Raw genomic sequence first — 25,775 nt, forward strand, 5'->3', positions numbered from 1 at the left:
CGATCTCCGGGTGCCTCAGAAGAGCCGCATCCCCACGCTGCTGGAGGATTTGACGACCCCGTTGGCATCGCCTATCGCCACCCGGGCCCCGGGCTGCAGGTCGCCGCCGGTGACTTCGGTGTTGCGGTTGTCGGTAATGCCCAGCTGGACGGAAACCGGTTTCAACTGGCCGTTTTCAAGGACATGGACGGTAGCCGAACCGCTGTCCCGCTTCTTGCGGCCGGCCCCGCCGCCCTGGCCGCCCGAAGGCGGCCCCATCGGCGCCCCGACGCCAGGACCGGAAGGCTGCCCCTGCCGTGCAGCCGCCGACGCCTCGCGTTCCTCCGCCGGTTTGAAGCGCAAGGCAGCGTTGGGTACCAGCAGCACGTCGTCGCGCCGGCTGACCGCAATGCTGGTATAGGCCGTCATTCCCGGCAACAGCAGTTGCTCCGGGTTATCCACGGCCACGCGGACGTTGTACGTCACGACGTTCTGCTGATTGGTGGGATTGAGGCGAATCTGCTTCACCTCGCCCTGAAAACTCTTGTTGGGGAAGGCATCGACGGTGAAACGCACCTTCTGCCCCTCCCTGATGTTGCCGATGTCGGCTTCGGCAAAACTGGTGTCGATGGCCATCTTGGAAAGATCCTGGGCAATCTGGATCAGCGTAGGCGTCTGGAAACTGGCCGCCACCGTCTGGCCGATATCCACCAGCCGCGCCACCACGGTGCCGGCCACCGGCGAGGTGATGACCGTGTAGCCCAGGTTCACCCGGTCCCGGTCGGCTACCGCCCGGGCCTGGGCCAACTGGGCCCGGGAGGATTTGAGGGTCTGCAGGGCCTGGTCGTACTCCTGGCGGGAAACATACTCCTTTTCGAGCAGCGCCTTCATGCGCGCCTCGTTGGCCTTGGCCAGGTCGAAGGAAGCGGCGATATTGGCTACATTGGCCGCGCTCGACCGGGCCTGGGCTTCAAGCAGCGACTGGTCGAGTTCGAGCAATGGCTGGCCCTTTTCCACCTTCTGGTTGAAATCGACATGGAGCCGACGCACCGTTCCGGAAACCTGGGTGCCCACGTTGACCAGGATGAGCGGCGTCAGGATGCCGTTGGCGGACACCGTCTGCACCACCTCGCCTTTGACCGCCTCCTGAAACTTGTAGCGCTGCTCCGGCGCCTGGGCGGCCCTGTCGCGGAAATACCAGAATCCGCCACCGGCGAGGGCGGCGACCACACCAAGGACCAGAAGGCTCCTGCCCACGGGAAGTTTATTCATGGCTTTCCTTCGCCCGCCGCTTGCAGCAGGCGGTAATCGAGGGCGCCCATGGCCTGGGCCAGGGTCGCGCGGTTCACGTTCCAGTCCAGGGTCGCCTGGATGCGCTGCTGGCGGGCCGAGGCCAGAGCGCTCTGAGCGGTGAGCAGATCGAGAATGCTGCCCAGGCCCGCTTTGTAGCGTCCCAGCGCCACCTGGGCCGAGGCCTCGGCGCTGGCCACCAGGTCGGCGCTGGTCTTCAGGGTTTGGGTCGTGGTGGAGAGCCCCTGCCAGGCCTTCCAGACGTCGAGGGCCACCTGCTTTTCCAGCCGCTCCCGCTGGGCCTCCCGGACATCCACCTGGGCCTCCGCGGCGCGCACACGATAGGGGGTGGCGAAGCCGGAAAAAAGCGGCACATTGACCGTCACCCCGAGGCTACCGCCCTTCGTGCTGACGCCGCCGACCTCCTGCCAGGTGGGTCCAGCCCCCAGACTGACCGTGGGCAACCCGGCAGCCCGGACCGCGTCCACGCCGGCCCGGGCGGCAGCCACCTGGGCTTCGGCCGCCTTGAGGTCGGGGCGGCGCTGCCGCGCTTCACCGATCAATGCCGCCATGTCCCGCTCGAAGGCCGTATCCGGCACCAGGGCGGGGATGTCGGCCAGGGCGTAGGGCTGCTGGGCGTCGAAACCCATGACGCTGGCCAGGGTACCGTAGGCCGTTCGCAAGTCGCCCTCGGCCCGGATGCGGTTGAGGGTGGCCTGGGACCAGGCAGTCTGGGACTGCAGGCGGTCGGCCGGGGTAGCGACGCCGACCTTGTAGCGAGTGTCGGCGGCGTCGAAGGCTTCGCGGGCCACCCGCTCCGCCTCCTTGAGCGCCTCCACGGAAGCCCGCCCGGCCTGGACGCCGTAGTAGGACTGCAAGGCCGCCAGAAAAATGGCCTGCACCGTGGCGTCCTGGCTCGCCGCGGCAGCGGCCAGGAGTTGACGGGCATTCTCCACGGTAGCGGCGCGGGTGCCAAAATCGAAAAGCAGCCAGGAAAGCGTCAGGGCCGCCGTGCGGGAGTTGCTGCCGGTGCCCTCGCTCCATACCCGGGCGACGCTGCCCTTGCCATCGAGGCTGGGCAGCCAGGCGGAACGGGCGACCCCCAGGTTGGCCGCCTGCACCCGGGCGTTGGCCCAGGCTTCGCGGGTAAGGGAATTGTTGCAGAGGGCCAGATCGACCACATCGATCACCCCCAGCGGCTTGGCCGGCAGGGCCGTGCCGCAGGGCATGGCCGTCACGCGCCCACCCAGGGCCGGCGAGGGTTTGAGGGGCACCATCGCGTCGGTTCCCAGGGGATCGCCGAAATCCCGGTCGGCCGCAAGCAGTTCACCGCACAGGGCGGGAACAACGACCAGAACAAGGGAAAGGGGAATGAAACGCATGGCGAGCCGAAAGCGTGAAGTTCGCCAGTTTAGCGACACCTGACCGGCCGGTCATTGCGGAATGTGTGACGGGTTGTGGCGGCGCCAGGGCAGCCATGCAGGAGTTCATGGCATGCCGTTGCACGCTTGCACCACGTTTACGGGCACGATCTTTTCCCCAGAAGCAGTTGAGCTTGCTGAACCCTGGGGTTCCGCCTTGAGGGCGTGTGACTTTCTTTTGCTTCGCCAAAAGAAAGTCACCAAAGAAAAGGCGACCCCAGGGTCGACGCCGGGCTGCGCCCGGTCCCTTGCGCCACTCGGGCTTCCGGGCGCCCTGCGTTGCTCAGCGTCTTCCATGGGGGGAGAGGCGTCCGGGCTCAAGGGCCGGGAAGCGTCCTTTGGCCGACTCCGCGTCGACGATGCGCTTGAAGCGGTACGGCCCTCCAGCCCGACCGCTTCTGGGGCCCTTGAGAGGAGCCGAGCAACGCAGGGGGCTTGGGGGAAGTCGGCTCGCGTTGTCTGAGCCCCCGAGAGGGGGCGAGTTTAGCGAGCCGCCCAAGCCCCCGAGTAGCGCAGGGTACCCCGCGCAGCGGGGCTCCGACCCAGGGGTGGCTTCTTCTTTGCCTACTTTCTTCTTGCCACTCAAGAAGAAAGTACGGCCGCGCATCAGGCGCGGAAACCATGGGTTCAGAAAAGCGGTCAGGCCGGGGAGCCACCGAATAGCCCGGCTTCTCCGGAAGCAGTGAGGTTTGCTGAACCCTGGGGTTCCGCCCTGAGGGCGTGTGACTTTCTCTTGCTTCGCCAAGAGAAAGTCACCAAAGAGAAGGCGACCCCAAGGTCGACGCCGGGCGTTGCCCGGTCCCTTGCGCTACTCGGGCATCCGGGCGGGTCGCTAAACTCGCCCCCTGCGGGGGCTCAGACAACGCGACCCGAAGGCCCCCGGAAGCCCTGCGTTGCTCAGCGTCTTCCATGGGGGGAGAGGCGTCCGGTACCGGACGGGTGTGCGCCTTCTCTGGCCGCATAGGTCCGGAGCGTGGGCGAGACGCGGTCGAACCATTCAGCCCGGCCGCTTCTGGGCCCCTTGAGAGGAGCCGAGCAACGCGGGGCTCCGACCCAGGGGGTGGCTTTTTCTTTGGCTACTTTCTTTTTGCCACCAAAAAGAAAGTACGCCCGCGCATCAGGCGCGGAAACCATGGGTTCAGAAAAGCGGTCAGGCCGGGGAGCCGAGGCAAAACTGGCGGACTCAGAAGACCGGCTCGGCTGTGGAGCCACCGAATGAATTTCCCGGCTTCCCCGGGGACAGCATCCGCCCGAAAACACCGAGGGATCCGTCCTCCCCCCGGAAGAGCACAATTCCCCTTGCTGCAATGCGATAAAATCCGCCCCCATGCTCTATTCCGCCATTCGCAAATTCTTCTTCGCCCTCGATGCCGAAACTGCCCACGGCATCGGCATGCGCGGCGTTTCCTTCCTCGACGCCACCGGCCTTGCCGGCCTGCTGGCCAAACCGGTGACACCCTGCCCGGTAACGGTCATGGGACTCAGCTTTCCCAACCCGGTGGGGCTGGCCGCCGGCCTGGACAAGAACGGCGACCATATCGACGGCCTGGCCCGCCTGGGTTTCGGCTTCCTCGAAATCGGCACCATCACGCCGCGCCCCCAGGCCGGCAACCCGCGGCCACGCCTGTTCCGCATCCCGGCGGCCCAGGGCATCATCAACCGCATGGGCTTCAACAATGAGGGCGTCGAGCGTTTGCTGGAAAACGTGCGGGCGGCGAAATTCCCCAATAAGGGAGGCATCCTCGGCATCAACATCGGCAAGAACGCCACGACGCCGATCGAGAACGCCGCCGACGATTACCTCCTCTGCCTGGACAAGGTCTACGACGCCGCCAGCTATGTGACGGTCAATATCTCGTCCCCCAACACCAAGAACCTGCGCGAATTGCAGAAGGACGAGGCCCTGGACGACCTCCTCGCCCGCCTCAAGGCGCGCCAGGAGCAACTGGCCCAGAAGCACGGCAGGTACGTGCCCATGACCTTGAAGATCGCCCCCGATCTCGACGACGCGCAGATCACCGCCATTGCCGACGCCCTCAAGCGCCACCGCATGGACGGGGTCATCGCCACTAATACCACGCTTTCCCGCGAGGGGGTCGAAGGATTGCCCAACGCCGCCGAAAGCGGGGGCCTTTCCGGCGCGCCGGTGTTCCGCAAATCCACCGATGTCCTGAAGAAGCTGTCCGCCGCCTTGCAGGGCGAACTGCCCATCATCGGCGTGGGCGGCATCCTGAGCGGCGCGGACGCGGCAGAAAAAATCCGCGCCGGGGCAAGTCTGGTGCAGTTCTACAGCGGCTTCATCTACCGCGGTCCGGAACTGGTGGGCGAGGTGGCGGAAACCCTGGCGCGTGTGCTGAGGAAAAGAGCCTAAGCCCTTATCCCGCGCGCGGTTGTTTGGCCGCTGCCAAAGCCCGATAATACGGGCCTTCCCCTCTTCCCCATTTCATGAGCCATTACCTTTTCATCCTCGTCGGCGCGGTGCTGGTCAACAACGTCGTGCTGGTGAAGATTCTCGGCCTGTGCCCCTTCATGGGCGTTTCCAAGAAGCTGGAAACCGCCTATGGCATGGGGGCGGCCACCACCTTCGTGCTGACCATGGCCACGGGGGCCAGCTACATCATCGACCACTACCTGCTCATCCCCTTCGGGCTGGAGTACCTGCGCACCCTGTCCTTCATCGTCACCATCGCCGCCATCGTGCAGCTCACGGAAATGGTGATCGCCAAGACTTCCCCCACCCTGCAGCAGACCCTGGGCATCTACCTGCCCCTCATCACCACCAACTGTGCCGTGCTGGGGGTGCCGCTGCTCAACGTCGCCAACAAGTTCAACTTCGTCGAGTCGCTCCTCTTCGGCGCCGGTAGCGCCGTCGGCTTCTCCGTGGTGCTGGTGCTCTTCGCCGGTATCCGCGAGCGCATCGAGGGCGCCGACGTGCCGCGATACTTCCGCGGGGTCGCCATCGCCATGGTCACCGCCGGCCTCATGTCCCTGGCCTTCATGGGCTTCGCCGGCCTGGACAGGTACCAATGACGGAACTCCTCCTCGCCATCGCCGTCATGGCCCTGGGCGCCCTCGTCCTGGGCGCCGCCCTGGGCTATGCCTCGATCCGCTTCAAGGTGGAAGGCGACCCCCTGATCGAAAAGATCGAATCCGTCCTGCCCCAGACCCAGTGCGGCCAGTGCGGCTACCCCGGTTGCCGCCCCTACGCCGAGGCCATCGGCAAGGGCGAGGCGGAAATCAACCTGTGCCCCCCGGGCGGCCTGGAGGGCGTGCAGAAGCTGGCCGACCTCCTGGGCCGTGAGGTCAAGCCCCTGGAAGTCGAGGCGCGGCCGCCCCAGGTCGCCGTCATCGACGAAAACACCTGTATCGGCTGCACCCTGTGCATCCAGGCCTGCCCAGTGGATGCCATCGTCGGCGCCGCCAAGCAGATGCACACCATCGTCGCCCCCCTGTGCACCGGCTGCGAACTGTGCCTGCCGCCCTGCCCGGTGGAGTGCATCGCCATGGTGCCCATCGGCGAGACCCTCGACAACTGGAAGTGGAAATACCCGGTCATCGCCATCCAGCCGGTCGCAACCCGGAAGGCAGCCTGATGCTCGACCTCTTCAAGTTCAAGGGCGGGGTCAAACCGCCCAGCAACAAGACGCAGTCGGTGGGCAAGCCCATTGCCCTGGCGCCACTGCCGTCGCGGTTGATCGTTCCCCTGCACCAGAGCATCGGCGGCACGCCGCGGCCCCTGGTTCAGGTCGGTGACCGAGTCCTCAAGGGCCAGATGATCGGCGAGGCCGACGGCTGGATCTCGGCCGCCGTCCATGCCCCCACTTCCGGCACCGTGGTCGCGGTGGAAATGCACCCCCAGCCCCATCCCTCCGGCCTGACGGCGCTCTGCGTGGTCATCGAACCCGACGGCCAGGAAACATGGATCGAGCGCCAGCCCTTGGACTACCGTTCCCTGGCCCCGGAAGCCGTGCGCGAAAGACTGCAGCAGGCCGGCGTCGTCGGCCTGGGGGGCGCCGTCTTCCCCACCCACGGCAAACTCAGCGCGTCCAGGACCGTGCCCATGGAGGAGCTGGTCATCAACGGCGCCGAGTGCGAGCCCTACATCACCTGTGACGACCTGCTCATGCGCGAACGGGCCGAGGAGGTGGTGCGCGGCATCGGCCTCTTCCGCGACCTCCTGCAACCGAAGAAGGTGCTCATCGGCATCGAGGACAACAAACCCGAAGCGGTGGCCGCCCTAGCCGCCGCCGTCCGGGCGGCCGGCGAGGACTTCGCCGTTGTCGCCGTGCCCACCCGCTACCCGGCGGGGGGCGCCAAGCAGTTGATCCGCGTGCTCACCGGCAAGGAAGTTCCGGCCGCCAAGCGCTCCACCGATCTGGGCGTGCAGTGCTTCAACGTGGCCACCGCCTACACGGCCTGGCGGGCCATCGCCCACGGCGAGCCGCTGCTGTCCCGCCTCGTCACGCTCACCGGCAATGTGCATGAGCCCCGCAATTACGAGGTGCTGATCGGCACCCCCATGGACGAGTTGCTCGCCCTCGCCCAGCCCAACCCCGATACCGACGGCATCATCATGGGCGGCCCCATGATGGGCTTTCTGGTCCCCGACCGCCGGGCGCCGGTGGTCAAGGCCACCAATTGCCTGATCGCCCACTCGCCCCGCCTCTTCCCTCCTGCGCCACCGGAAATGCCCTGCATCCGCTGCGGCGAGTGCGCCCGAGCCTGCCCCCACGAATTGCAGCCCTTCGAGATGTACTGGTTCGCCCGCGCCAAGAACTTCGGCAAGACCCAGGAATACAACATCTTCGACTGCATCGAGTGCGGCTGCTGCTCCTACGTCTGCCCCTCGCGCATCCCCCTGGTGCAGTATTTCCGCTTTGCCAAGAGCGAGATCTGGGCGCGGGAGCGGGACAAGAACGCCGCCGACGGCGCCAAGGAGCGTTTCGAGTTCAAGCAGCTCCGCGACGAGCGGGAAAAGGCCGAGAAAGCCGAGAAGCTGGCCAAGGCCGCCGCCGCCCAGGCGGCCAAGAAGGCCGCCGAGGCAGCCGCAGCGGAGGCGGCTGCCGTCTCCGCGGAAGCCGCCCCCCTGGCGGCTGACACCGCTCCGGCCGGCGCTGCTCCCACGGGGACCACCGCATCCCCACCGGCAGCCCCTGCCCCGACCGACGCCGAGGCGGCCAAACGCGCCACCATCGAAGCCGCCATGGAACGGGCCCGGGCCCAGCGGGCGGCCGCCCAGCCCCGCAACACCGAAGCCCTGAGCCCGGCCCGGCAAGCGGAGATTTCCGCCATCGAGGCCCGCCGCGAAGCTGCCGCCCCCCCTGACGAGAACGCGCCCTGATGTTCAGCACGCCCCCCTATCTGCTCAAGGACGCCAGCGTCAGCCGGGTCATGACCCAGGTCTGCCTGGCCCTGCTTCCCGGCATCGCCGCCTATGCCTGGCTGGTGGGTCCGGCCATCCTCATTCAACTGGCCGTGGCCAGCCTCGCCGCCCTGCTGGCCGAAGCGCTCATGCTGCAAATCCGGGGGAAGCCCCTGGCGCCCTTCCTCGCCGACGGCTCGGCGGTGGTCACCGCCTGGCTCATCGCCCTCACCTTCCCGCCGCTCGCCCCCTGGTGGCTGGTGGCGACCGGCGTCTTCTTCGCCATCGTGGTCGCCAAGCACCTCTACGGCGGCCTGGGCCAGAACCCCTTCAACCCGGCCATGGTGGCCTTCGCCGTCTGCATCGTCTCCTTCCCGGCTCTCATGTCGCAATGGCCGAACCAGGGCCTGCACCTGACCCTGGTGCAGCAGGCGGACATCATCTTCGGCTTCGCCCCCCGGGTGGATGCCCTCACCAGCGCCACCCCCCTGGACGCCCTCAAGACGGCCCTGAAGCTGGGCGCCGAGAGCAGCGTGGACGTGCCCTCACTCCTCGCCAACCAGGACATTTACGGCAATTTCGCCGGCCGCGGCTGGGAGTGGGTTGCCCTGGGGTATTTCGCGGGCGGCCTGTGGCTGTGGCTGTGCGGCATCATCACCTGGCAGGTGCCGGTGGCCTTCCTCGCCGCCCTCGCCGCCATTTCCGGCGCCCTCTGGCTGTACGCGCCGCAATCCTTCGCCAACCCGCTCTTCCACCTCTTTTCCGGCGGCGCCATGCTGGGGGCCTTCTTTATCGCCACCGACCCGGTTTCCGGATCCACCACACCGCGCGGCAAGCTCATCTTCGGCGCCGGTGCCGGCCTTCTGGCTTACGTCATCCGCGTCTTCGGCGGCTACCCGGATGGCGTGGCCTTCGCGGTACTCATCATGAACATCTGCGTGCCGGTCATCGACCTGTTCACCCAGCCGCGCATCTTCGGCATGAAAGGCAAGTCGTGAGTCAGGCGCGGGCGTATTCAGCCACCGGCATGGCCCTGCGCACGGCGGTCATCCTGTTTCTCTTCGTCGTCCTGTTCACCGGGCTCCTCTCCGGCGCCTACCTGTGGACCAAGCCGGCCCTGGAGGCTTCCGCCATCGAGGAGAAAATGAGGCTGATCGACGAAGTCCTGCCGCGCACCGAATACGACAATCGCCTGCTGGAGGATGCCCTTGCCCTGCCGCCGACCCCGGCCCTGGGTATCGACGAAGCCAGCACCGTCTATCGCGCCCGGCGCGGCGGCCAGCCCGTCGCTCTGGTGTATGAGGCCGTGGCCCCCGACGGCTATTCCGGCAAGATTCGCCTCCTCGTCGCCCTGCGCGCCGACGGCACCGTGGCCGGCGTGCGCGTCACCCAGCACCGGGAAACCCCGGGCCTGGGCGATTACATCGAACCCAAGAAGGACAAGAACAAGACCCGCCCCTGGATCACCCAGTTCAACGGCCTGTCGCTGGCAAGCACCGAAGCCAGGGCGTGGAAGGTGAAGAAGGACGGCGGCCGCTTCGATTCCGTGGCCGGCGCCACGGTGACGCCCCGTGCCGTGGTGCGCGCGGTGGCCAAGGCCGTCCGTTTCGGGACGGAGAACCGCGAACGCCTGTTCGCTCAGGCTGATGGAGGCAAGCCATGATGACCCGCGACGAGTTCCGCAGCATCGCCCGCAACGGCGTCTGGAAGCAGAACACCAGTCTCATCCAGATCCTCGGCCTGTGCCCCCTGCTCGCCGTCACCACCAATGCTGTGAATGGCATCATGCTGTCCCTGGCCACCATCCTGGTCATGGCCCTGGCCAATGTGGCGGTGGCCAGCCTGCGCAATTTCATCCCCCACGAAATCCGCATCCCGGTCTTCATCCTCATCGTCGCCGCCCTGGTGACGGTGGTCGATCTGCTCTTCAACGCCAATCTGCACGAGCTTTACCTGGTGTTGGGCATCTTCATCCCCCTGATTGTCACCAACTGCATCGTGCTGGCCCGGGTGGAAGCCTTCGCGGCCAAGAATCCGCCCCTGCAATCGACCCTGGACGGCGTTTTCATGGGGGTCGGCATGTTGTGGACCCTGGCCGTCCTGGGCGGGCTGCGGGAACTGATCGGCAGTGGCACCCTGCTGGGGGGCATCGACCTGGTCTTCCCCGCGCTGCAACCCATCCAGGTGCTACCGGCGGAATACCCGGGGCTGCTCTTCATGTTGCTGCCCCCCGGGGCCTTCATCCTGCTGGGCTGCATGATCGCGTGGAAGAACTGGGTGGAAGATCGGGCCGCTCGCCGCGCAACCCTTGATGCGACAGCCTTCCCCGCATCGGCACCCTGACCCCGGAGCAACCAGGATCGATCAGCTCGGAATCGCCATGGTGACGACACAGTTCTTGCCACGGCGCTTGGCCTGGTAGGCGCCGTCGTCGGCGCGGCGGATGAAGCTCTCTACGCTCTCGCCCGCCACCAATTGGGTGACACCGATGCTCACGCTACACCGGATCATCCCGCCCGCAGCCGGGCGTATGGGCGTTTCGGCAAAACTGTGGCGCAGGCGCTCCGCCACCAGGGCCGCGGCCTCCAGCGTCGCCTCGGGCATGATCGCGGCGAATTCCTCGCCGCCATAGCGGTAGGCGCTGTCGGTGCGCCGCAGACAATGGCCGATGACCCCCGCGAGAACCTGGAGCACCAAGTCTCCCTGAAGGTGGCCGTAAGTGTCGTTCACCTGTTTGAAATTGTCGGCATCGAGGACGATGAGCGACAGGGGCCGACCGTAGCGCTGAGCGCGCTCCACTTCCTCGTGCAGGCGCTCGTAGAAATGGCGGGAATTGTAGAGCCCGGTGAGGGCGTCGGTGACGCTCAGGATGCGGTAACGCTCCTCGCTCTCCCGCAGGGCGATTTCGGTGCGGCGCCGCTCGGTGAAATCCTGCAGGGTTTCGATGGCGCCGACCACTTCGCCCCGGCTATTGCGCAGAGGCGCCGCCGTAAAGTAGAGCCAGCAGCCCCCCTCGCCGAAATTGGGGAAAAAGTCCTCCGCTTCGTAGGCGCCCTCGATCAGGGGTGAAGGCCGGTACTTGCCGCGGTAGAACTCCTGCACCGTTCCCTCGCTGGCCCGCTCCAGGACCAGGTCCGCCATCAGCGGCCGCTGGGTCGGATAAAAGGGGCGCCACTGGTCGCGCGTGCCCACCACGTCCCGTGCAGCCACGCCGGTAATCGCCTCGCAGGCGCGATTCCAGTGGGAAACGCGGTGCTCGCGGTCGATGACGAAAGTAGCCACCGAACTGCCCAGGACGATCTGGGCAAGCACCCCCTCGCTTTCCCGCACGGCCGCCTCGGCATCATGGCGGTCGCTGACGTCCTGCAGGGTCTCAATGGCACCGACGATACGCCCCTCGCCGTCACGCAGGGGGGCCGCGGTAAAGAACAGCCACTTGCCCGACTCGCCCATGGACGGAAAAAAAATCCTCCGCCTCGAAAGCGCCGTCGATCAGGGGAGCGCGGCGGAATTTCCCGTGGTAGTAGTGATCGACCGAATCCTCCAGGGCGCCGCTCACGATGAAATCGGCCAGAATGGGACGCGCACTGGTGTAGAAGGCCCGCCACTGCCCATCGGTACCCACCATGTCGGCCGCCTTGAGTCCGGTCAGGACTTCGATGGCCCGGTTCCAGTGGGTCACCCGGTGGGCGGCGTCGATGACGATGGTCGCCACGGGATTGCCCTCGACAATCTGGGTCAGACTGTCGAGGCCGAGGGAGGGCGGAATATCCAGGGGAGACGACACCGGGCTACGCTAAAGGTGATAATGACGGCCAATATGACGCAAAAGCCCGCTGCCTGACAAGCCCGGCGAATGGATTAACACATGCAGCCCCTCCTCGTCCGCCAACTCTATACCCGCCTGCGGGATGCCAACCCCGCCCCGCGCACCGAGCTGCACTACGACGGCCCCTTTCAACTTCTGGTCGCCGTCATGCTCTCGGCCCAGGCCACCGACGTCAGTGTCAACAAGGCGACGGCACGCCTCTTTCCCCTGGCCCCGACACCCGCCGCCCTGCTGGCCCTGGGCGAGGAGGGCCTGGCCGAGGCCATCCGCACCATCGGCCTTTACCGCAGCAAGGCCCGCCATGTCATCGCCACCTGCCGCATTTTGCTCGAACACCACGGCGGCGAAGTTCCCGCCCGGCGCGAGGCCCTGGAGGCCCTGCCCGGCGTGGGGCGCAAGACGGCCAATGTGGTGCTCAACACGGCCTTCGGCCAGCCGACCATCGCGGTGGACACCCACATCTTCCGCGTCGCCAATCGCACCGGCCTCGCCCCGGGCAAGACTCCGCTGGAAGTCGAAAAGCGGCTGCTGCGGACCACGCCGGCGGAGTTTCGCCAGGATGCCCACCACTGGCTGATCCTGCACGGGCGCTACGTCTGCAAGGCTCGCAAGCCGGAATGCGAACGCTGTCTCCTGGCCGACCTGTGCCCCGTGCCAGGCGGGAAAAAGAATTCCCTCGCCCGATGAAAGCCGGCTCCGGACTGGCCAGTGCACCCCTGGCGGCGCCAGCCCTGGCTGCCGACGCCGTGCGGCGTGCCATCGCGGCCGCCGGGGGAGAGCGGCCAAGCCGTGTGTTTCTCTTCCTTTCGGCCCATTTCGCCCGCCAGGCGCCCCGCGCCATCCAGGCCGCCGCGGGCGCCGCCGGGGGTCTCCAGGTATCCGGCATGCTGGCCGAAGGCGTCTTCACCGAGGCGGGCTGGCGCCTGGATCAGCCAGCGGTGGCGGCCCTCGTCCTGGGTCAGGCCGGTGCGGGCCCCCGCCCCTCCCTCGTCCAGCCGCAACTCGCCTTTTGTGGCGGCCCTGCATTTCCCCCACCAGGGGCCGACGCGGCTCCCCGCTGGGGTCTGACCTGCCGCGATGCCCTGGTCTGGCACGACGCCCGCCTCTGCGCGCCACCCTGCGCCGAGATCCAGATCCCAGGGCACGCCCTGCTCGGCGCCCTGTCCACCGGGCTGCACGCCTTGGGCGAGGCCCAGGAGGTCACCGCCGTGCGCGGCCACGATGTGCTGAACCTGGCGTCGGCCAGCGCCGCCGACAGCCTGCGCCGCGCCCTTCCTCCAGGCCTGCGGGACCGCAGCCCCCTCCCCGTTCATCTGGTGGCGGCCTGCGAAGACGGACTGCCCCCCATCCCCATCCTGACAGCCAACGGCGACGGTTCCCTCTGCCTCGCCCGCCCGCCGCGGGTCGGGGCGCGGCTGCAGTGGGCACTGCGCCAACCGCTGACGGCAGCCGCCGACATGGCCGCCAGCCTTGAGAGCCTGGCCGCCCGGTGTCAGAATCCTGCCTGCGCCCTGGTCTTTTCCTGCATCGGTCGCGGCCCCCTGTTCTACGACGGTGAAGACCGCGATCTGGCGGCCCTGCGCCGCCGCTTCCCGGGCCTTCCCCTGGCCGGAGCCTACGGCACCGGCCAGATCGTTCCCTGGAACGGCGGCGTTGCGGTGCTCCAGAACAGCGTCGCCACCGTCCTCTTCGAGCCCTGCCATGTTTAATCCTTCCCGCGATCAGGTACGCCATTTCTTCTGCGAAGTCTGGCGCAAGCATCGTGACCGCCTGCCCCTGGCCGGAGCGGAAATCGCCGCCGCCGACATCGTCGGCCGCCACCCCGAATATCACAGCCTGCTCTCCGACACCGACGGCGCCCTGAGCGCCGAGTGGACGCCGGAGGCCGGGGCCATGAACCCCTTCCTGCACCTCTCCCTGCACCTCGCCATTGTCGAACAGGTGAGCATCGACCAGCCCCCGGGCATTCGGGCTGCTTTTGAGGCCTTGCGCCTGCGCCTCGACCCCCACGCCGCCGAGCACGTCGTCCTCGAAGCCCTGGGCGAGACCGTCTGGCGCGCCCAGCGGGAAGGCCGCCCTCTGGATGCGGAAGCCTATCTCGACTCCCTGCGCCGGGCAGCCAGCGCATGAGACTCGGGCCGTCTTTCCCACTACACTGCTCCCCATGAAAAGACGCGATCTCATCAAGGCCCTGGGGGCAGTACCCCTCACCGGTGTCGCATCCGCCGCGGCCAACGGTGCCAAGCCGGGTGGACAGGGCCTCTACCGCGTATCCGGCAGCGTTCTGATCAACGGCAAGCCTGCCAAAGAAGGCAGCCCTGTGCGTCCCGGCGACACCGTGGTCACCGGCCCGGGCAGCGAAGCGGTCTTCGTCGTCGGACAGGACGCCTACCGCATGCGCGGCGAGTCCCGCGTCGCCCTGCTCGGCGACTCCGTGAAGAGCGGCCTGCGGGTGCTGACCGGCGGCCTGCTCTCGGTTTTCGGCCGCGGCGAGAAGCAGATATTCACCCCTTCGGCCACCATCGGCATCCGCGGTACGGGCTGCTACATCGAGGCGTCCCCCGAGCGGGACTATTTCTGTCTCTGCTACGGCACCGCCCAGGTGGTGCCCAGCGCGGCGCCCCAGCAGGCGGAAACCATCACCACGACCCACCACGACCATCCGCTCTACATCCTGCCCGACGGCCGCCGCAGCATGGTCCCGGCCGGCGTCGCCAACCACGGCGACGCCGAACTGGTGGAACTGGAATCCCTGGTGGGCCGTACGCCGCCCTTCCACGGCCTGGTGCCCTCGGCCTACTGAGCGCCCGTTTTCCCTGCGACCTCCCGACGGGATTGCAGGCAGGCGCTCTACCCCGCTGGATGTCAGGCAGGCAGGGTGTAGTTGTTTTGCCCCATGAGATCTACACCGCACTCCAGGCGTTCCACCCAGTCGATGAGCTGAGCGCACATCGCCTTGCCAACGAAGCGGCAACCGTGCTGAGGAACGATTTGCTCGATGTCGAGCTGGCGCACCATGGCTGCCCAGTAGCGGCAAATTTTTCCCGCCACGATGTAGCGCCGATGGAAGCCCTCCATATGCCGGACATGGGCGGCAAAATCCTTCACCGGCTCCGCCGCGGCACGGTGATCCACCAGAGAGGTGCCGAGGTCGCCGGAAAAGAGGATGCGCGCCACCGGATCGTAGAACTGGAAATTGCCTTCGGCGTGCAGGAAATGGGCCGGGAGGGCCAGCAGCTTGCACTGGCCCAGAAGGATGGCCATTCCTGGATCGGGAATGCCCACGATGCGGGCCGATACGTCACGCCCGGTGGTGAAATGGGGAACGAAGCGGGTCCACAGACTGGAAATCAACACCTTGCACTGGGACGCCACGAACCACTTGTTCACCGAGGCGATGATGTCGGGGTCGGGGTGCGAAGCCAGGATGTAGTCGAGATCCTTGGACGAGAAGTACTTCTGCATGTCCATGAGGAGCCCGGTATAGGTCATGTTGCCGCCCGGATCGATGAGGGCACCATGGCCGTTTCGACCACCAGGAACTGATTGCACTGCACCACCGGCCCGGCGGTGTCGTCGACGAGGTCATAAAAGGCGTGGACGATGTGGGAACCGTCGTTGTAGAGCTCCACGGCCATGGGACTTCTCCAGAAGGACTAATCCGGGGAGACTAGTCCCTGCCCTTGGCGGGCGTCAAGCTTCGTCCGCGGGCGGCGCAACCTTGACGATTTCGTCCAGGGACGTGAGGCCGGCGGCGACCTTCATGGCACCGGATATCCGCAGGGGCCGCATGCCCTCGCGGTAGGCCACGTCGCGCAGCTTGGCGAGCTCGGTCTGGGGCTTGATCAGTTTGCGGATTTCCGGCGACATCAGGAGGATTTCGTACAGCCCTACGCGGCCCATATAACCGGTCATGCGGCACTCCAGGCAGCCGACCGGCTGGTGCACGGTGGCCGGGTGATTCGACTTCCAGGGAGCGACCAGGGAATTCCAGGTGTCCCGCTGCTCGTCCCGGATCGGGTAGGGCTTCTTGCAGGCGGGGCAGAGGGTGCGCACCAGACGCTGGGCCATGACTCCGAGGACGGTGGAATTGATGAGGTAGGCCGGGACGCCCAGGTCGAGCAGCCGGGTGATCGCCGCCGCCGCATCGTTGGTGTGCAGGGTAGACAGGACCAGATGCCCGGTCAGCGCGGCCTGAATGGCCATTTCCGCCGTCTGGAGGTCACGGATTTCGCCGATCATGATGATGTCGGGATCCTGGCGCATGAGCGAGCGCACCCCATCGGCGAAACCCAGATCGATGGCCTGCTGGACCTGCATCTGGTTGAAGGCCGGCTCCACCATCTCGATGGGATCCTCGATGGTGCAGACATTGACTTCCGATGTCGCAAGCTGCTTGAGGGTGGTGTACAGCGTGGTCGTCTTGCCCGACCCGGTCGGCCCGGTGACCAGAATGATGCCGTTGGGCGCCCGGGTCATCTGATTCCAGCGCCCCAGATCCTCGGTGGAGAAACCCAGCTCGCGGAAATCCCGCACCAGGACATCCGGATCGAAGATGCGCATCACCAGCTTCTCGCCGAAGGCCGTGGGCAGCGTCGACAGGCGCAGTTCGACTTCCTGGCCGTCCGGCGTGCGGGTCTTGATGCGCCCGTCCTGGGGGCGGCGCTTCTCGATGACGTCCATGCGGCCAAGGAGCTTGATGCGACTGGTCATGGCGTTCATGACAGCCATGGGAATCTGGTACACCTGATGCAGGATGCCGTCGATGCGGAAGCGCACCAGGCCGACTTCCCGCCGCGGCTCGACATGGATGTCCGAAGCCCGCTGGTCGAAGGCATACTGCCATAGCCAGTCGACAATGTTGACGATGTGCTGGTCGTTGGCGTCGTAGGTCCGGTTGCCCTTGCCCAATTCGACCAGTTGTTCGAAGCTGGAAAGGCCTGAATTCCCATCGCCCTTCTGGTTGGCTTTCTTGACCGAGCGCGCCAGGCTGAAAAACTCCACCTGGTAGCGGGCGATGTCGAGGGGATTGGCGAGAACCCGGCGAATTTCCTTGCGCAGGATGGGCTTGAGTTCCGCCTCCCATTCCCGCAGAAAAGGTTCCGCCGTTGCCACCACCACTTCGCGGGTGGTGACCTGAACCGGCAGGATCGTGAAGCGGGTCGCGTAGGCTGCCGACATGACCTCGGCCACACCGGTGAAATCGATCTTCAGGGGATCGATGTGGTAGTACGCCAGCCCGAGCCGGCCTGCCAGCCATTCGGTCAGGTTTTCCAGGTTGAGGGGGCGGAGGGGCTGGGTGGCGCTGCGCCACTTCTGATCGGCGACCACGACCAGGGGATGGGCTTTGCCGCCCTGCAAACGGCGCTCGGCGCGCAAGGCATCGGCGTCTCCCTTGGCCACCAGCCCGTCCTCGACCAGAAATTCCAGAACCTCGGCGAGGGTGAGGCGGTGCTCGTGGGCATTGGGCAGGGGACTGGGGGCCGCAGTCCCCGGAGTGGCGGGCGCGTTCATCGGCGGACTATAACATGGCCTCCCGGCCCATGCAGACAATCCCCACGGCATGGCATAATGCTCGTTGGCCTCAACCCCATGGGTGATCCATGAGCAAAGTTCCTCCCCCAGAAACCCCTAAAAAGCCAGCCGGCAAGCGGGGCACCGACCGCCGCAGTGGCAAGAACGTCTCGGCACCGCCCTATTCCACCCGGGAGGGACTGGTGCTGGAAGACCGCCGCTCCCACCTGGAACGCCGCGCCTGCTGGGTCCGTTCCATTGCCATCGATATGGACGACACCCGCACGGAAGACTGAGAGTCTCTGGAAAATCCCGCTTACAACTGCCGGCGGCGCGCGGCAAAACCGCTTTCTAGAATGGGTGTGAACTTTCAACCCACCCAAGGGAGCCATCATGAAAACCACTCGCAAACTCTGCTGTACCGCCCTGCTGACCAGCCTCTTGCTCGGTTCCGCCCTCGCCCAGCCCGGCCCCGGAATGGGGGGAATGCAGGGGCCGGGAGCCTCCGGCCCACCGGCCGCTGCCAAGACCGCCCCCCGGGACTGTAGCCGCGCTCCGTCCCCGGAACGCTGCAAAGCCCGTCAGGAAGCCCGCACCCAGGCCCTGGAGGCTTGCAAGGACAAGGCCGGCCCTGAGCGCCACGCCTGCATGCAGGACCACAGGCCGGCGCCCGACTGCGCCAAGGCCCCCAACCCGCAGCGCTGCGAAACCATGCAGCAGGCCCGCGAGGCGTGCAAGGGCAAGGTCGGACCCGAACGCCGGCGGTGCATGGGTGGCGCTGCGCAGGCCAAATAGGCGCTGTGCCCCGAGCCTGTCGAAGGACGGTTGGGCACGGGCTTCGACGGGCCTGACCTGCGCTTTGTCGAAGGGCTCAGGAATGTTGCGGCAGTGCAAATAGGAAACGCCGCCGGATTGCCCGGCGGCGTTTCCATTTGCAGGTCGGGACTTACTTCCCGGCGATGGACAGCGCCAGCATCAGGTCGTTGATGCGCTTCACGAAGCCCGCCGGGTCGTCCAGTTGGCCGCCTTCGGCCAGGGTGGCCTGCTCCAGCAGCAGCTCGGCCCAGTCGGCGAAGCGGGATTCCTCGTACTTCAAACGCTGCACTGCCGGATGGTTGGGATTGATTTCCAGGATGGGCTTCACGTCCGGCGCCTTCTGGCCGGCGGCTTTCAGGAGCCGGGCCAGGTTGCCGGAGGGGTCGTGTTCGTCGGAAACGATGCAGGACGGCGAATCGGTGAGGCGGTGGGTGACGCGCACATCCTTCACCTTGTCGCCCAGGGCGCCCTTCACCTTGTCGATGAGTTCCTTGTACGCGTCGGCGGCCTTTTCGGCTTCCTGCTTCTCGGCCTCGTCCTCCAGCTTGCCCAGGTCCAGGCCGCCCTTGGCCACCGATTGCAGGGGCTTGCCGTCGAACTCGGTGAGGTGGCCGACCACCCATTCGTCCACGCGGTCGGAGAGCAACAGCACCTCGATGCCCTTCTTCCTGAAGATTTCCAGGTGCGGGCTGTTCTTGGCGGCGTTGAAGCTGTCGGCGGTGACGTAGTAGATCTTCTCCTGGCCTTCCTTCATGCGGCCGATATAGTCCTTGAGGGAAACGATCTGGGCCGGCGTGTCGCCGTTGGTGGAAGCGAAGCGCAGCAGGCCGGCGATCTTCTCCTTGTTGGCGTGGTCCTCGCCGACACCTTCCTTGAGCACGGCGCCGAAAGCTTCCCAGAACTTGGCGTACTTCTCCGCATCGTTCTCGGCCAGGTCTTCCAGCATGGACAACACCTTGCGCGTGCAGCCGTTGCGGATGCCGTCGATGTCCTTGCTCTGCTGCAGGATCTCGCGGGAGACGTTGAGGGGCAGGTCGGCGGAATCCACCACCCCGCGCACGAAGCGCAGGTAGAGGGGCATCAGTTGCTCGGCGTCGTCCATGATGAAGACGCGGCGCACGTAGAGCTTGATGCCGTGGCGGGCATTGCGGTCCCACAGGTCGAAGGGCGCGCGGGCGGGGATGTAGAGGAGCTGGGTGTATTCCTGCTTGCCTTCCACGCGGGCGTGGCTCCAGGTGAGCGGGTCCTCGAAGTCGTGGGCGACGTGCTTGTAGAACTCCTTGTACTGCTCCTCGCTGATGTCACTCTTGGCTCTCGCCCACAGGGCGTTGGCCTGGTTGACCGTCTCGTCCTCGTCGGTCTCGACCTGCTCGCCGTCCTTCCACTCCTCCTTCTTCATGAGGATGGGCAGGGTGATGTGGTCGGAGTACTTGCGCACGATGGACTTCAGCTTCCAGCCGCCGAGGAAGTCATCCTCGCCCTCGCGCAGGTGCAGGATGACGTCGGTGCCGCGGCCGGCCTTCTCCACCGCCTCGACGGTGTAGTCCCCCTCGCCGCCCGATTCCCACCGTACCGCCTGGTCGGCCGGGAGGCCGGCGCGGCGGGAAATCACCGTCACCTTGTCGGCGACGATGAAGGAAGAATAGAAACCGACGCCGAACTGGCCAATGAGGTGGGCGTCCTTGGCCTGGTCGCCGGTCAGCGCCGAGAAGAATTCCCGCGTGCCGGACTTGGCGATGGTGCCCAGGTGGGCGATGGCCTCCTCCCGGGAAAGGCCGATGCCGTTGTCGGAAATGGTGACGGTGCGGGCCGCCTTGTCGAAGGCGATGCGGATCTTGAGCTCGGAGTCGTCGCCGTAGAGGGCACTGTTGTTCAGGGCCTCGAAACGCAGCTTGTCACAGGCGTCGGAGGCGTTGGAGACGAGCTCCCGCAGAAAGATTTCCTTGTTGCTGTACAAGGAATGGATCATCAGATGCAGCAACTGCTTGACCTCGGCCTGGAAGCCGAGGGTTTCGCGATTCTGGGCCGCGGTGGCGGTTTCGGTCATGGTGGTGTCTCCCGTGGATGGCAAAGGGTGGAACGGGAGATGGGGGCGTCGCCGCAGATTTCAAGAGCCCCGCAGGGGGAGTCAATCCAGGGCCGCGTAACGCACTGCGACGATGTCGATTTCCCGCAGGCCGACGGGGCTTTGAAAGCGCACCGTTTCCCCTTCGCGCGCCTTGAGGATTGCTCGTGCCAGCGGCGAAATCCAGCTGATGCGCCCCCGGGAGGCGTCGGCTTCGTCGATGCCGACGATGGCATAGGTGTTCTCCGCCCCCTCCCTGTCGCACAGGGTTACCGTGGCACCGAAGAAAACCTGGTCCGTGGCGCTGCGCGCCAGGGGATCGACCACTTCGGCGACTTCGAGACGCTTGGTGAGAAAGCGGATGCGGCGGTCGATTTCCCGCAGGCGCCGCTTGCCGTAGATATAGTCGCCGTTTTCCGACCGGTCGCCGTTGGAGGCGGCCCAGGCCACCACCTCGACCACATGGGGCCGCTCGCGCTTGACCAGGTGTTCGAGTTCCGTCTTCAGGCGGGCGTGTCCGGCCGGCGTGATGTAATTGCGGGTACCGGCCGGAATCGGCGGCGCCTGCGGGGATTCGTCGTCGTCCTCAGCGGAGTCCTCGCGGACAAAAGCCTTGTTCAAGAAATCAGTATCCGATGGTGTAGGCCGCAACGTCGATGCGAATCAGTTCGCGCCCCAGCACCGCGGCCGTCTGGCGCACAAACTGCCCGGCCCAGGCCCCGTCCTGGCGGAAGCGGTCTGCCCCGGAGTCCCGGGCGACGCTGAGGATACGGTCGATGACGAGCACCTTGCCGGTCGGGGTGCTCACTTCGCACTCCAGCGCCGCGAACTCCCGATCCAGCCACTTGCGCGCTTCCTCGGAACTGCGCCCGGCGAGTTCCTGGCGATCGATGCGGTATTCGAACTCGGCGCCCTTGCCGAAACTGACAATGACCTGGGTCTGCATGTCACCTCCTGAATTTCCACTTGTCGGGTTATTCTAGGGCCTGTTTTCAATCCGGTCACGGCCGTGGGCCGTCTGCACTAACGGTGAGTTCGATGGCCAACATCCCCCCTTGCGAAGAAGAAATCGCCGACATTCAGGCGAAGCTCCATGAAATGCTGATGGAACACCGCGATCTCGACCTGGTGATCGCCCATCTGGAGTCGGACCCGCCGGCGGACGAACTCCTGATCCGCCGCATGAAAAAGCGCAAGCTGCTGCTCAAGGACCGCATCCTCCAGCTCGAAGCCCTGCTGGTCCCGGACATCCCGGCCTGACGGGCCGAGAAGGGAGGCGCCCCGGCCCGGGCTCATCTCCGGGTTTCGCCTCCCGGGGCCTGGCGGAAGAAACACCAGTAGGCCCCGCCGATGGCACCGGCGATTGCCAGTTCCCACAAAATGGGGAAATTCACCACCATCACCCCCAGGGCCGCCAGGAGCGCAAGGTAAGCGAGCAGCTTCAGAGCACCAGCGTCCCGACGTACCAGCCCATGGCCGCGATGGCGGCACTGCACGGAATGGTCAGCAGCCAGGCCCAGACGATGCCCCCCGCGACGCCCCAGCGCACCCGCTTGGCCCCGCGGGTGGAGCCCACGCCGGCGATGGCGCCGGTGATGGTATGGGTCGTCGACACCGGAATTCCCAGGCTCGTCGCCAGGAAGAGCGTAATCGCCCCGCCCGAATTGGCGCAGAAACCGCGCGCCTGATTCAGTTTGGTAATGCGGTTGCCCATGGTCTTGACGATGCGCCAGCCGCCGAACATCGTCCCGAAGCCCATGGCGGCGTAACAGGAGAACACCACCCAGTTGGGCACGGCCTCGCCGGTCTTGGTGATACCCGCCGCGATGAGCAGCATCCAGATGATCCCCACGGTCTTTTGGGCGTCGTTGCCGCCGTGGCCGAGGCTGTAGGCCGCCGCCGAAAGCAGCTGAAAGCGGCGGAAAGTCTTGTCCACCCTGCGCGGCGCGGTTCTGCGGCATAACCACGACACGATGACCATGAGCAGCCCGCCGATGACGAAGCCCAGGAACGGTGCCACGAAGATGAAGGCAACGATCTTCCAGATGCCGCTCATGATGAGCGCCTCCGGCCCCACCTTGGCCAGGGCCGCGCCCACCAGACCGCCGATGAGAGCGTGGGACGAGGAGGATGGAATGCCGTAGTACCAGGTGATGATGTTCCAGGCGATGGCGCCGATGAGGGCCCCGAAGATGATGTAGTGATCGACGACGGCCGGGTCTATGGTGCCCTTGCCTATGGTGGACGCCACCTTGAGCTGGAAGATGAAGAAGGCGATGAAATTGAATGCCGCCGCCCACAGCACCGCCTGGTGCGGCTTCAGGACACGGGTGGACACGATGGTGGCAATGGAATTGGCCGCATCGTGGAAGCCGTTCATGAAATCGAAGGCCAGGGCCGTGATGACGAGCACCACGACGATGCCGAAGCTGATCTGGAGCTGGTCCATGCCGCGCCTGACCGGGTCAGGAATTTTCGAGGACGATGCCCTCGATGGTATTGGCGACGTCCTCGCAGCGGTCCGTCACCGTCTCCAGCAGTTCGTAGATGGCTTTCAGCTTGATGATCTGGAGCACGTCGCTCTCCTCCCGGAAGAGCTTGGACATGGCCTCCCGCATGATGCGGTCGGCGTCGGACTCCAGATGGTCGATTTCGTGACAAATCTTGAGGATGGCGGCAGCGTTGTCCATGGAATGGAGCAGACCCACCGCCCCCTTCACCCGCTGACAGCACTCGAGGGAAATTTCCGCCAGTTGCCGCGCTTCCGGGGTGACCCGCTTGATGTCGTAGAGATTCATGGACTCCGCCACGTCCTGGGTCAGGTCCAGGATGTCGTCCATGCCGCTGATGAGCTGGTGGATTTCGTCCCGGTCGAAGGGCGTGATGAAGGAGGTATGCAGCGCCGCCATGGTTTCATGGGTGATGCGGTCGGCGGCGGTTTCGTGGGTATCGATGGCCTCGGCGAACTTGATCGCCTTCTCGGGCGAATCCACCAGAGCCCCGATCAGGCCCACCAGGGCCTCCCCCCCCAGGACGATCTGCGTTGCATGGGCGTTGAAAAAGTCGAAGTACTTGACTTCCTTGGGCATCAATCGTCCAAACATGACAGTCCTGTTTCGGTTTTGTGACGGCGCGCATTCTAGCATGGGGGTCACGCCGCCCCGTGCTTAAATGCGGGGATGAGTTCCCCTCTGTTCATCGACGATTCCGCCGTCTCGGCGGCCCTCGACGCCGCCGCCGACCACGCCCTGCAAGCGCTCCTGCCGCTCATCGCCGAACTCGGCGGTCCGCGGGGGAGCAAAGCCCGCGAGGCCGTTCGCGCCGCCCTGCTGGACAGCCTGCGGGGCCAGGACGGCGACCCCCCGCTGATCCATGGCGAAGACGCCTTCGGTCACCCCTTTCGCCTGGAAGACCTCCCCCTGCCGCGCGCCAGTGTCGGCTACGGCGTGCAACGCCTGGATACCGACTTCCTCCTCGACCGCCGCAGCGGCGACTTCCTGCCGGTGCGGGACCCGCGGCTCGACGCGGGCTTCTCCAGCTTCGCCGAAGCCCGCGGCGCGGCCCGGGCCTGGGTCGTGCGCCACGGCAATCTGCCGGAAGACCGTCCCCTGGCCATCGTCCCCGTCGGCTACGACGAGGCCTTGCAGCGCCCTATCCTCATCTATGGCGTGCTGCCCGCCTCGCCGGATTGAGTCCCTTCCCGAAACACCTGCAGCCGGGCGCCCGCCAGGGCAAAATCGCAGGCCAGCACGGCCTCGGCCACGGCATCGGCGCTGGAACCCAGGCTGCGCCGCAGCGCCGCCTCGTGGGTGCGCCAGTAGCGCACGGCGCCGGGATCGTCCTCCGCCAGAAGGGCGTCCAGGCCGGACAGATACGCATCGGAGGCTTCGGCCACCCCACGCTCCGCGGCGGCCCGCTCCTCTACCAGGGGCACCCGTAGCCAGAAACGGCTCCCCTCGCCGGGGGTGCTCTCCACGCCCACTTCACCCCCCAGCAGATGGGCCAGGCGGCGGCACAGCCCCAGGCCGACGCCGGTCCCGCCGAAACGCCGCGTACTCTGGCCTTCGACCTGATGGAAAGGCTGGAAGAGGCCCGCCAGGTCTTCGGCGGCGATGCCTATCCCCCGGTCCATCACGGCGAAGAGCAGCACGGCGCCCCCCTCCCCCCGTTCGACCTCCAGACGCAACCCCACGTCGCCCCGGCTGGAGAACTTGACCGCATTGCTGCAGAAGTGGCGCAGGATTTCGCCCAGGCGCCCAGAGTCACCCACGGCCCTCACGGGCACTCCCTCCCCCACCTCCACGGTACAGGCGTCGGCGCGGCCGGCGGCGATCAGGTCGGAACGCACCCGCGCCGCCTCGGTCTCCACCAGTTGCCGTGGCGAGAAGGGGGCATGTTCCGGCACCACACTGCCCGCCTCCAGGGCGGCGAGTTCCAGGATGCGGTCCAGCAGGCCGAGCAGATTCCCCGCCGCCCCGGTGATGTGCTCGACCATGGCCTGCTGCCGGCCGTCGGCGAGTTCCCGCTTGAGCAGGTACGCGAAGCCGGTGATGGCATTCATGGGCGTACGCAGCTCGTGCCCCATATTGGCGAGAAAGCTCGTCTTGGCGCGGCTGGCCGCCTCGGCACCGTCGCGCGCCACGGCCAGGGAACGATTGGCGTCGAGCAGATCACCCCGGGCCGCCTCCAGCAGATCGATGCTGTGGTCGAGATGGAGCCAGCGGCGGCGCAGGACTTCAAGCAGGCCAAACCCCGCCGCCGCCACCAGGAGAAAGATGAGGCCGTGGGTCAGCCAGTCCTGCCGCGCAATCTGATCAGCCGCCGCCTCGATCTTCGCATAGGGCTGGGTGACGCTGATGCCGCCGCGGATGTCCCCCTCGCGGTAGCCCTGCTTCTCGTGGCAGCGCAGGCAGGCGGGAGTGACCCGCAGGGGAGCCATGTAGCGCAGCAGCCGCGGCTCCCCGGGGGCACCCACCACCTCCCAGGTTTCCGGCACCCCCGCCTCGAAACGCAACAGGGCGGCGTCCTCCCAGGGGTCCGGCCGATTGGCGGGGCGAATGGGCTTGCGGCTGGTGATGTGGAAGACCACGCCCCCCTGCTTCTCGGCGAGTTCCCCCAGTTGCCGGGTCATGAAAGCCGGGTTCACGAGGGTGAGGGACTGGCCGTCGCCAGTGGTCACATCGCGGCGGGGATGCTCCAGATAGGGGTTGGGACGGGTTTCTCCGGTCACCGGCACATAGACCCCGCCATGGGCGGCGTTCCAGGAGCGCACCAGGACCACCATGCGGAACATGTTGCGCGCGCTTTCCAGGGCGAGGTCCAGGGAGTGCTCCCGGGTATCGGCCAGATGCGCCTGCAGGGAGAGGCCCACGGCCCCCGCCCACAGGGCCAGGAGCCCCAACCACCAGACCCGGCGGGCGATCCATTGCGGAATCCGCGTCATGCGTGCCTCCCTGGCGTGTGTTCCACGCTGTTTTGTCTACCATACCAGCCCGGCGG

The 25,775-nt window shown here is 66.5% G+C and carries 26 protein-coding genes and 1 pseudogene; 15 read left to right on the forward strand and 12 right to left on the reverse strand.

The window, feature by feature from the left end; genetic code table 11:
- Window positions 1-15: 15 nt before the first annotated feature.
- Together IPM73_08055 and IPM73_08060 are read right to left on the reverse strand one after the other, a co-directional pair.
- Window positions 16-1,251, reverse strand: a complete 1,236-nt coding sequence (locus IPM73_08055) for an efflux RND transporter periplasmic adaptor subunit (GenBank protein MBK8917984.1) — start codon at window positions 1,249-1,251, stop codon at window positions 16-18.
- The gene (locus IPM73_08060) at window positions 1,248-2,651 is read right to left on the reverse strand and encodes a TolC family protein (GenBank protein MBK8917985.1); all 1,404 of its coding nucleotides are present in this window, start codon (window positions 2,649-2,651) and stop codon (window positions 1,248-1,250) included. The genes IPM73_08055 and IPM73_08060 overlap by 4 nt, the downstream gene beginning before the upstream one ends.
- A 1,366-nt stretch (window positions 2,652-4,017) precedes the next feature.
- Between IPM73_08060 and IPM73_08065 the strand changes: the two genes are divergently transcribed.
- The 7 genes from IPM73_08065 to IPM73_08095 all read left to right on the forward strand — a co-directional run bounded on the left by IPM73_08065 (window position 4,018) and on the right by IPM73_08095 (window position 10,395).
- A complete protein-coding gene (locus IPM73_08065; protein ID MBK8917986.1) occupies window positions 4,018-5,061 on the forward strand; it encodes a quinone-dependent dihydroorotate dehydrogenase in 1,044 nt (347 codons plus the stop codon).
- Window positions 5,062-5,135: 74 nt separating this feature from the next.
- Complete coding sequence (rsxA, locus tag IPM73_08070) at window positions 5,136-5,720, forward strand: electron transport complex subunit RsxA (GenBank protein ID MBK8917987.1); 585 nt, start codon at window positions 5,136-5,138, stop codon at window positions 5,718-5,720.
- Window positions 5,717-6,283 (forward strand): electron transport complex subunit RsxB, encoded by a 567-nt coding sequence (rsxB, locus tag IPM73_08075; GenBank protein MBK8917988.1) that lies wholly within the window; start codon window positions 5,717-5,719, stop codon window positions 6,281-6,283. The genes rsxA and rsxB overlap by 4 nt, the downstream gene beginning before the upstream one ends.
- Window positions 6,280-8,031, forward strand: coding sequence for an electron transport complex subunit RsxC (gene rsxC / locus IPM73_08080; GenBank protein MBK8917989.1), 1,752 nt, complete (start codon window positions 6,280-6,282; stop codon window positions 8,029-8,031). Before rsxB ends, rsxC begins: the two co-directional genes overlap by 4 nt.
- Window positions 8,031-9,050, forward strand: coding sequence for an RnfABCDGE type electron transport complex subunit D (locus IPM73_08085; GenBank protein ID MBK8917990.1), 1,020 nt, complete (start codon window positions 8,031-8,033; stop codon window positions 9,048-9,050). The genes rsxC and IPM73_08085 overlap by 1 nt, the downstream gene beginning before the upstream one ends.
- A 29-nt stretch (window positions 9,051-9,079) precedes the next feature.
- A complete protein-coding gene (gene rsxG / locus IPM73_08090; GenBank protein ID MBK8917991.1) occupies window positions 9,080-9,715 on the forward strand; it encodes an electron transport complex subunit RsxG in 636 nt (211 codons plus the stop codon).
- The gene (locus IPM73_08095; GenBank protein ID MBK8917992.1) at window positions 9,712-10,395 is read left to right on the forward strand and encodes an electron transport complex subunit E; all 684 of its coding nucleotides are present in this window, start codon (window positions 9,712-9,714) and stop codon (window positions 10,393-10,395) included. Before rsxG ends, IPM73_08095 begins: the two co-directional genes overlap by 4 nt.
- Before the next feature lie 21 nt (window positions 10,396-10,416).
- On the opposite strand, the gene IPM73_08100 is transcribed toward IPM73_08095, so the two are convergent.
- The gene (locus tag IPM73_08100; protein ID MBK8917993.1) at window positions 10,417-11,505 is read right to left on the reverse strand and encodes a diguanylate cyclase; all 1,089 of its coding nucleotides are present in this window, start codon (window positions 11,503-11,505) and stop codon (window positions 10,417-10,419) included.
- Complete coding sequence (locus tag IPM73_08105; GenBank protein ID MBK8917994.1) at window positions 11,456-11,839, reverse strand: PAS domain-containing protein; 384 nt, start codon at window positions 11,837-11,839, stop codon at window positions 11,456-11,458. Before IPM73_08105 ends, IPM73_08100 begins: the two co-directional genes overlap by 50 nt.
- A gap of 81 nt (window positions 11,840-11,920) precedes the next feature.
- Here IPM73_08105 and nth point away from each other — a divergent pair, with 81 nt between their 5' ends.
- The 4 genes from nth to IPM73_08125 are packed head-to-tail and all read left to right on the forward strand — an operon-like array spanning window position 11,921 to window position 14,684.
- Window positions 11,921-12,568, forward strand: a complete 648-nt coding sequence (nth, locus tag IPM73_08110; GenBank protein ID MBK8917995.1) for an endonuclease III — start codon at window positions 11,921-11,923, stop codon at window positions 12,566-12,568.
- Window positions 12,565-13,590, forward strand: a complete 1,026-nt coding sequence (locus tag IPM73_08115; GenBank protein MBK8917996.1) for an FIST C-terminal domain-containing protein — start codon at window positions 12,565-12,567, stop codon at window positions 13,588-13,590. Before nth ends, IPM73_08115 begins: the two co-directional genes overlap by 4 nt.
- The gene (locus tag IPM73_08120; protein MBK8917997.1) at window positions 13,583-14,011 is read left to right on the forward strand and encodes a DUF1841 family protein; all 429 of its coding nucleotides are present in this window, start codon (window positions 13,583-13,585) and stop codon (window positions 14,009-14,011) included. Before IPM73_08115 ends, IPM73_08120 begins: the two co-directional genes overlap by 8 nt.
- Window positions 14,012-14,045: 34 nt before the next feature.
- Window positions 14,046-14,684, forward strand: coding sequence for a hypothetical protein (locus IPM73_08125; GenBank protein MBK8917998.1), 639 nt, complete (start codon window positions 14,046-14,048; stop codon window positions 14,682-14,684).
- A gap of 62 nt (window positions 14,685-14,746) precedes the next feature.
- Here the strand turns inward: IPM73_08125 and IPM73_08130 are convergent.
- Window positions 14,747-15,519 (reverse strand): annotated as a pseudogene (locus IPM73_08130) (FprA family A-type flavoprotein).
- A gap of 55 nt (window positions 15,520-15,574) precedes the next feature.
- The gene (locus IPM73_08135; protein ID MBK8917999.1) at window positions 15,575-17,395 is read right to left on the reverse strand and encodes a type II/IV secretion system protein; all 1,821 of its coding nucleotides are present in this window, start codon (window positions 17,393-17,395) and stop codon (window positions 15,575-15,577) included.
- Window positions 17,396-17,484: 89 nt separating this feature from the next.
- Between IPM73_08135 and IPM73_08140 the strand changes: the two genes are divergently transcribed.
- Both IPM73_08140 and IPM73_08145 read left to right on the forward strand, forming a co-directional pair.
- Window positions 17,485-17,691 (forward strand): hypothetical protein, encoded by a 207-nt coding sequence (locus IPM73_08140; GenBank protein MBK8918000.1) that lies wholly within the window; start codon window positions 17,485-17,487, stop codon window positions 17,689-17,691.
- Between the two features lie 97 nt (window positions 17,692-17,788).
- On the forward strand, window positions 17,789-18,190 hold the full coding sequence (locus IPM73_08145; protein MBK8918001.1) for a hypothetical protein: 402 nt from the start codon (window positions 17,789-17,791) through the stop codon (window positions 18,188-18,190).
- 151 nt (window positions 18,191-18,341) lie between these two features.
- Here IPM73_08145 and htpG read toward each other — a convergent pair whose 3' ends face one another.
- The 3 genes from htpG to IPM73_08160 all read right to left on the reverse strand — a co-directional run bounded on the left by htpG (window position 18,342) and on the right by IPM73_08160 (window position 21,222).
- Window positions 18,342-20,258, reverse strand: a complete 1,917-nt coding sequence (gene htpG / locus IPM73_08150; GenBank protein ID MBK8918002.1) for a molecular chaperone HtpG — start codon at window positions 20,256-20,258, stop codon at window positions 18,342-18,344.
- Window positions 20,259-20,339: 81 nt separating this feature from the next.
- Window positions 20,340-20,897 carry a transcription elongation factor GreB gene (gene greB / locus IPM73_08155; GenBank protein ID MBK8918003.1) on the reverse strand — a complete coding sequence of 186 codons (558 nt, stop codon included), beginning with the start codon at window positions 20,895-20,897 and terminating at the stop codon, window positions 20,340-20,342.
- Between the two features lie 4 nt (window positions 20,898-20,901).
- Window positions 20,902-21,222: a hypothetical protein gene (locus IPM73_08160; GenBank protein ID MBK8918004.1), complete on the reverse strand. Its 321-nt coding sequence runs from the start codon at window positions 21,220-21,222 to the stop codon at window positions 20,902-20,904.
- 92 nt (window positions 21,223-21,314) lie between these two features.
- On the opposite strand from IPM73_08160, the gene IPM73_08165 reads away from it, so the two are divergent.
- Window positions 21,315-21,536, forward strand: coding sequence for a YdcH family protein (locus IPM73_08165; GenBank protein MBK8918005.1), 222 nt, complete (start codon window positions 21,315-21,317; stop codon window positions 21,534-21,536).
- 181 nt (window positions 21,537-21,717) lie between these two features.
- On the opposite strand, the gene IPM73_08170 is transcribed toward IPM73_08165, so the two are convergent.
- Both IPM73_08170 and IPM73_08175 read right to left on the reverse strand, forming a co-directional pair.
- Window positions 21,718-22,725 carry an inorganic phosphate transporter gene (locus IPM73_08170; protein ID MBK8918006.1) on the reverse strand — a complete coding sequence of 336 codons (1,008 nt, stop codon included), beginning with the start codon at window positions 22,723-22,725 and terminating at the stop codon, window positions 21,718-21,720.
- Between the two features lie 16 nt (window positions 22,726-22,741).
- Window positions 22,742-23,380 (reverse strand): DUF47 domain-containing protein, encoded by a 639-nt coding sequence (locus IPM73_08175; protein MBK8918007.1) that lies wholly within the window; start codon window positions 23,378-23,380, stop codon window positions 22,742-22,744.
- 75 nt (window positions 23,381-23,455) lie between these two features.
- On the opposite strand from IPM73_08175, the gene IPM73_08180 reads away from it, so the two are divergent.
- Window positions 23,456-23,968, forward strand: coding sequence for a hypothetical protein (locus IPM73_08180; protein MBK8918008.1), 513 nt, complete (start codon window positions 23,456-23,458; stop codon window positions 23,966-23,968).
- Here the strand turns inward: IPM73_08180 and IPM73_08185 are convergent.
- Complete coding sequence (locus IPM73_08185; protein ID MBK8918009.1) at window positions 23,938-25,719, reverse strand: DUF3365 domain-containing protein; 1,782 nt, start codon at window positions 25,717-25,719, stop codon at window positions 23,938-23,940. The genes IPM73_08180 and IPM73_08185 overlap by 31 nt on opposite strands.
- Window positions 25,720-25,775 lie beyond the last annotated feature (56 nt).

It is taken from the genome of Betaproteobacteria bacterium (genome assembly GCA_016720065.1).
Lineage (GTDB): Bacteria > Pseudomonadota > Gammaproteobacteria > Burkholderiales > Rhodocyclaceae > SSSZ01.

Bases quoted from the DNA above. Each gene is read 5' to 3' on its own strand.
- IPM73_08100 (MBK8917993.1), bottom strand. From the start codon at position 11,505: ATGGGCGAGTCGGGCAAGTGGCTGTTCTTTACCGCGGCCCCCCTGCGT.
- IPM73_08175 (MBK8918007.1), bottom strand. From the start codon at position 23,380: ATGTTTGGACGATTGATGCCCAAGGAAGTCAAGTACTTCGACTTTTTC.
- IPM73_08160 (MBK8918004.1), bottom strand. From the start codon at position 21,222: ATGCAGACCCAGGTCATTGTCAGTTTCGGCAAGGGCGCCGAGTTCGAA.
- rsxB (MBK8917988.1), top strand. From the start codon at position 5,717: ATGACGGAACTCCTCCTCGCCATCGCCGTCATGGCCCTGGGCGCCCTC.
- IPM73_08115 (MBK8917996.1), top strand. From the start codon at position 12,565: ATGAAAGCCGGCTCCGGACTGGCCAGTGCACCCCTGGCGGCGCCAGCC.
- IPM73_08065 (MBK8917986.1), top strand. From the start codon at position 4,018: ATGCTCTATTCCGCCATTCGCAAATTCTTCTTCGCCCTCGATGCCGAA.
- rsxA (MBK8917987.1), top strand. From the start codon at position 5,136: ATGAGCCATTACCTTTTCATCCTCGTCGGCGCGGTGCTGGTCAACAAC.
- nth (MBK8917995.1), top strand. From the start codon at position 11,921: ATGCAGCCCCTCCTCGTCCGCCAACTCTATACCCGCCTGCGGGATGCC.
- IPM73_08165 (MBK8918005.1), top strand. From the start codon at position 21,315: ATGGCCAACATCCCCCCTTGCGAAGAAGAAATCGCCGACATTCAGGCG.
- IPM73_08140 (MBK8918000.1), top strand. From the start codon at position 17,485: ATGAGCAAAGTTCCTCCCCCAGAAACCCCTAAAAAGCCAGCCGGCAAG.
- IPM73_08060 (MBK8917985.1), bottom strand. From the start codon at position 2,651: ATGCGTTTCATTCCCCTTTCCCTTGTTCTGGTCGTTGTTCCCGCCCTG.
- IPM73_08125 (MBK8917998.1), top strand. From the start codon at position 14,046: ATGAAAAGACGCGATCTCATCAAGGCCCTGGGGGCAGTACCCCTCACC.
- IPM73_08170 (MBK8918006.1), bottom strand. From the start codon at position 22,725: ATGGACCAGCTCCAGATCAGCTTCGGCATCGTCGTGGTGCTCGTCATC.
- IPM73_08055 (MBK8917984.1), bottom strand. From the start codon at position 1,251: ATGAATAAACTTCCCGTGGGCAGGAGCCTTCTGGTCCTTGGTGTGGTC.
- IPM73_08135 (MBK8917999.1), bottom strand. From the start codon at position 17,395: ATGAACGCGCCCGCCACTCCGGGGACTGCGGCCCCCAGTCCCCTGCCC.
- IPM73_08085 (MBK8917990.1), top strand. From the start codon at position 8,031: ATGTTCAGCACGCCCCCCTATCTGCTCAAGGACGCCAGCGTCAGCCGG.
- IPM73_08180 (MBK8918008.1), top strand. From the start codon at position 23,456: ATGAGTTCCCCTCTGTTCATCGACGATTCCGCCGTCTCGGCGGCCCTC.
- htpG (MBK8918002.1), bottom strand. From the start codon at position 20,258: ATGACCGAAACCGCCACCGCGGCCCAGAATCGCGAAACCCTCGGCTTC.
- IPM73_08095 (MBK8917992.1), top strand. From the start codon at position 9,712: ATGATGACCCGCGACGAGTTCCGCAGCATCGCCCGCAACGGCGTCTGG.
- rsxG (MBK8917991.1), top strand. From the start codon at position 9,080: ATGGCCCTGCGCACGGCGGTCATCCTGTTTCTCTTCGTCGTCCTGTTC.
- IPM73_08185 (MBK8918009.1), bottom strand. From the start codon at position 25,719: ATGACGCGGATTCCGCAATGGATCGCCCGCCGGGTCTGGTGGTTGGGG.
- IPM73_08120 (MBK8917997.1), top strand. From the start codon at position 13,583: ATGTTTAATCCTTCCCGCGATCAGGTACGCCATTTCTTCTGCGAAGTC.
- IPM73_08145 (MBK8918001.1), top strand. From the start codon at position 17,789: ATGAAAACCACTCGCAAACTCTGCTGTACCGCCCTGCTGACCAGCCTC.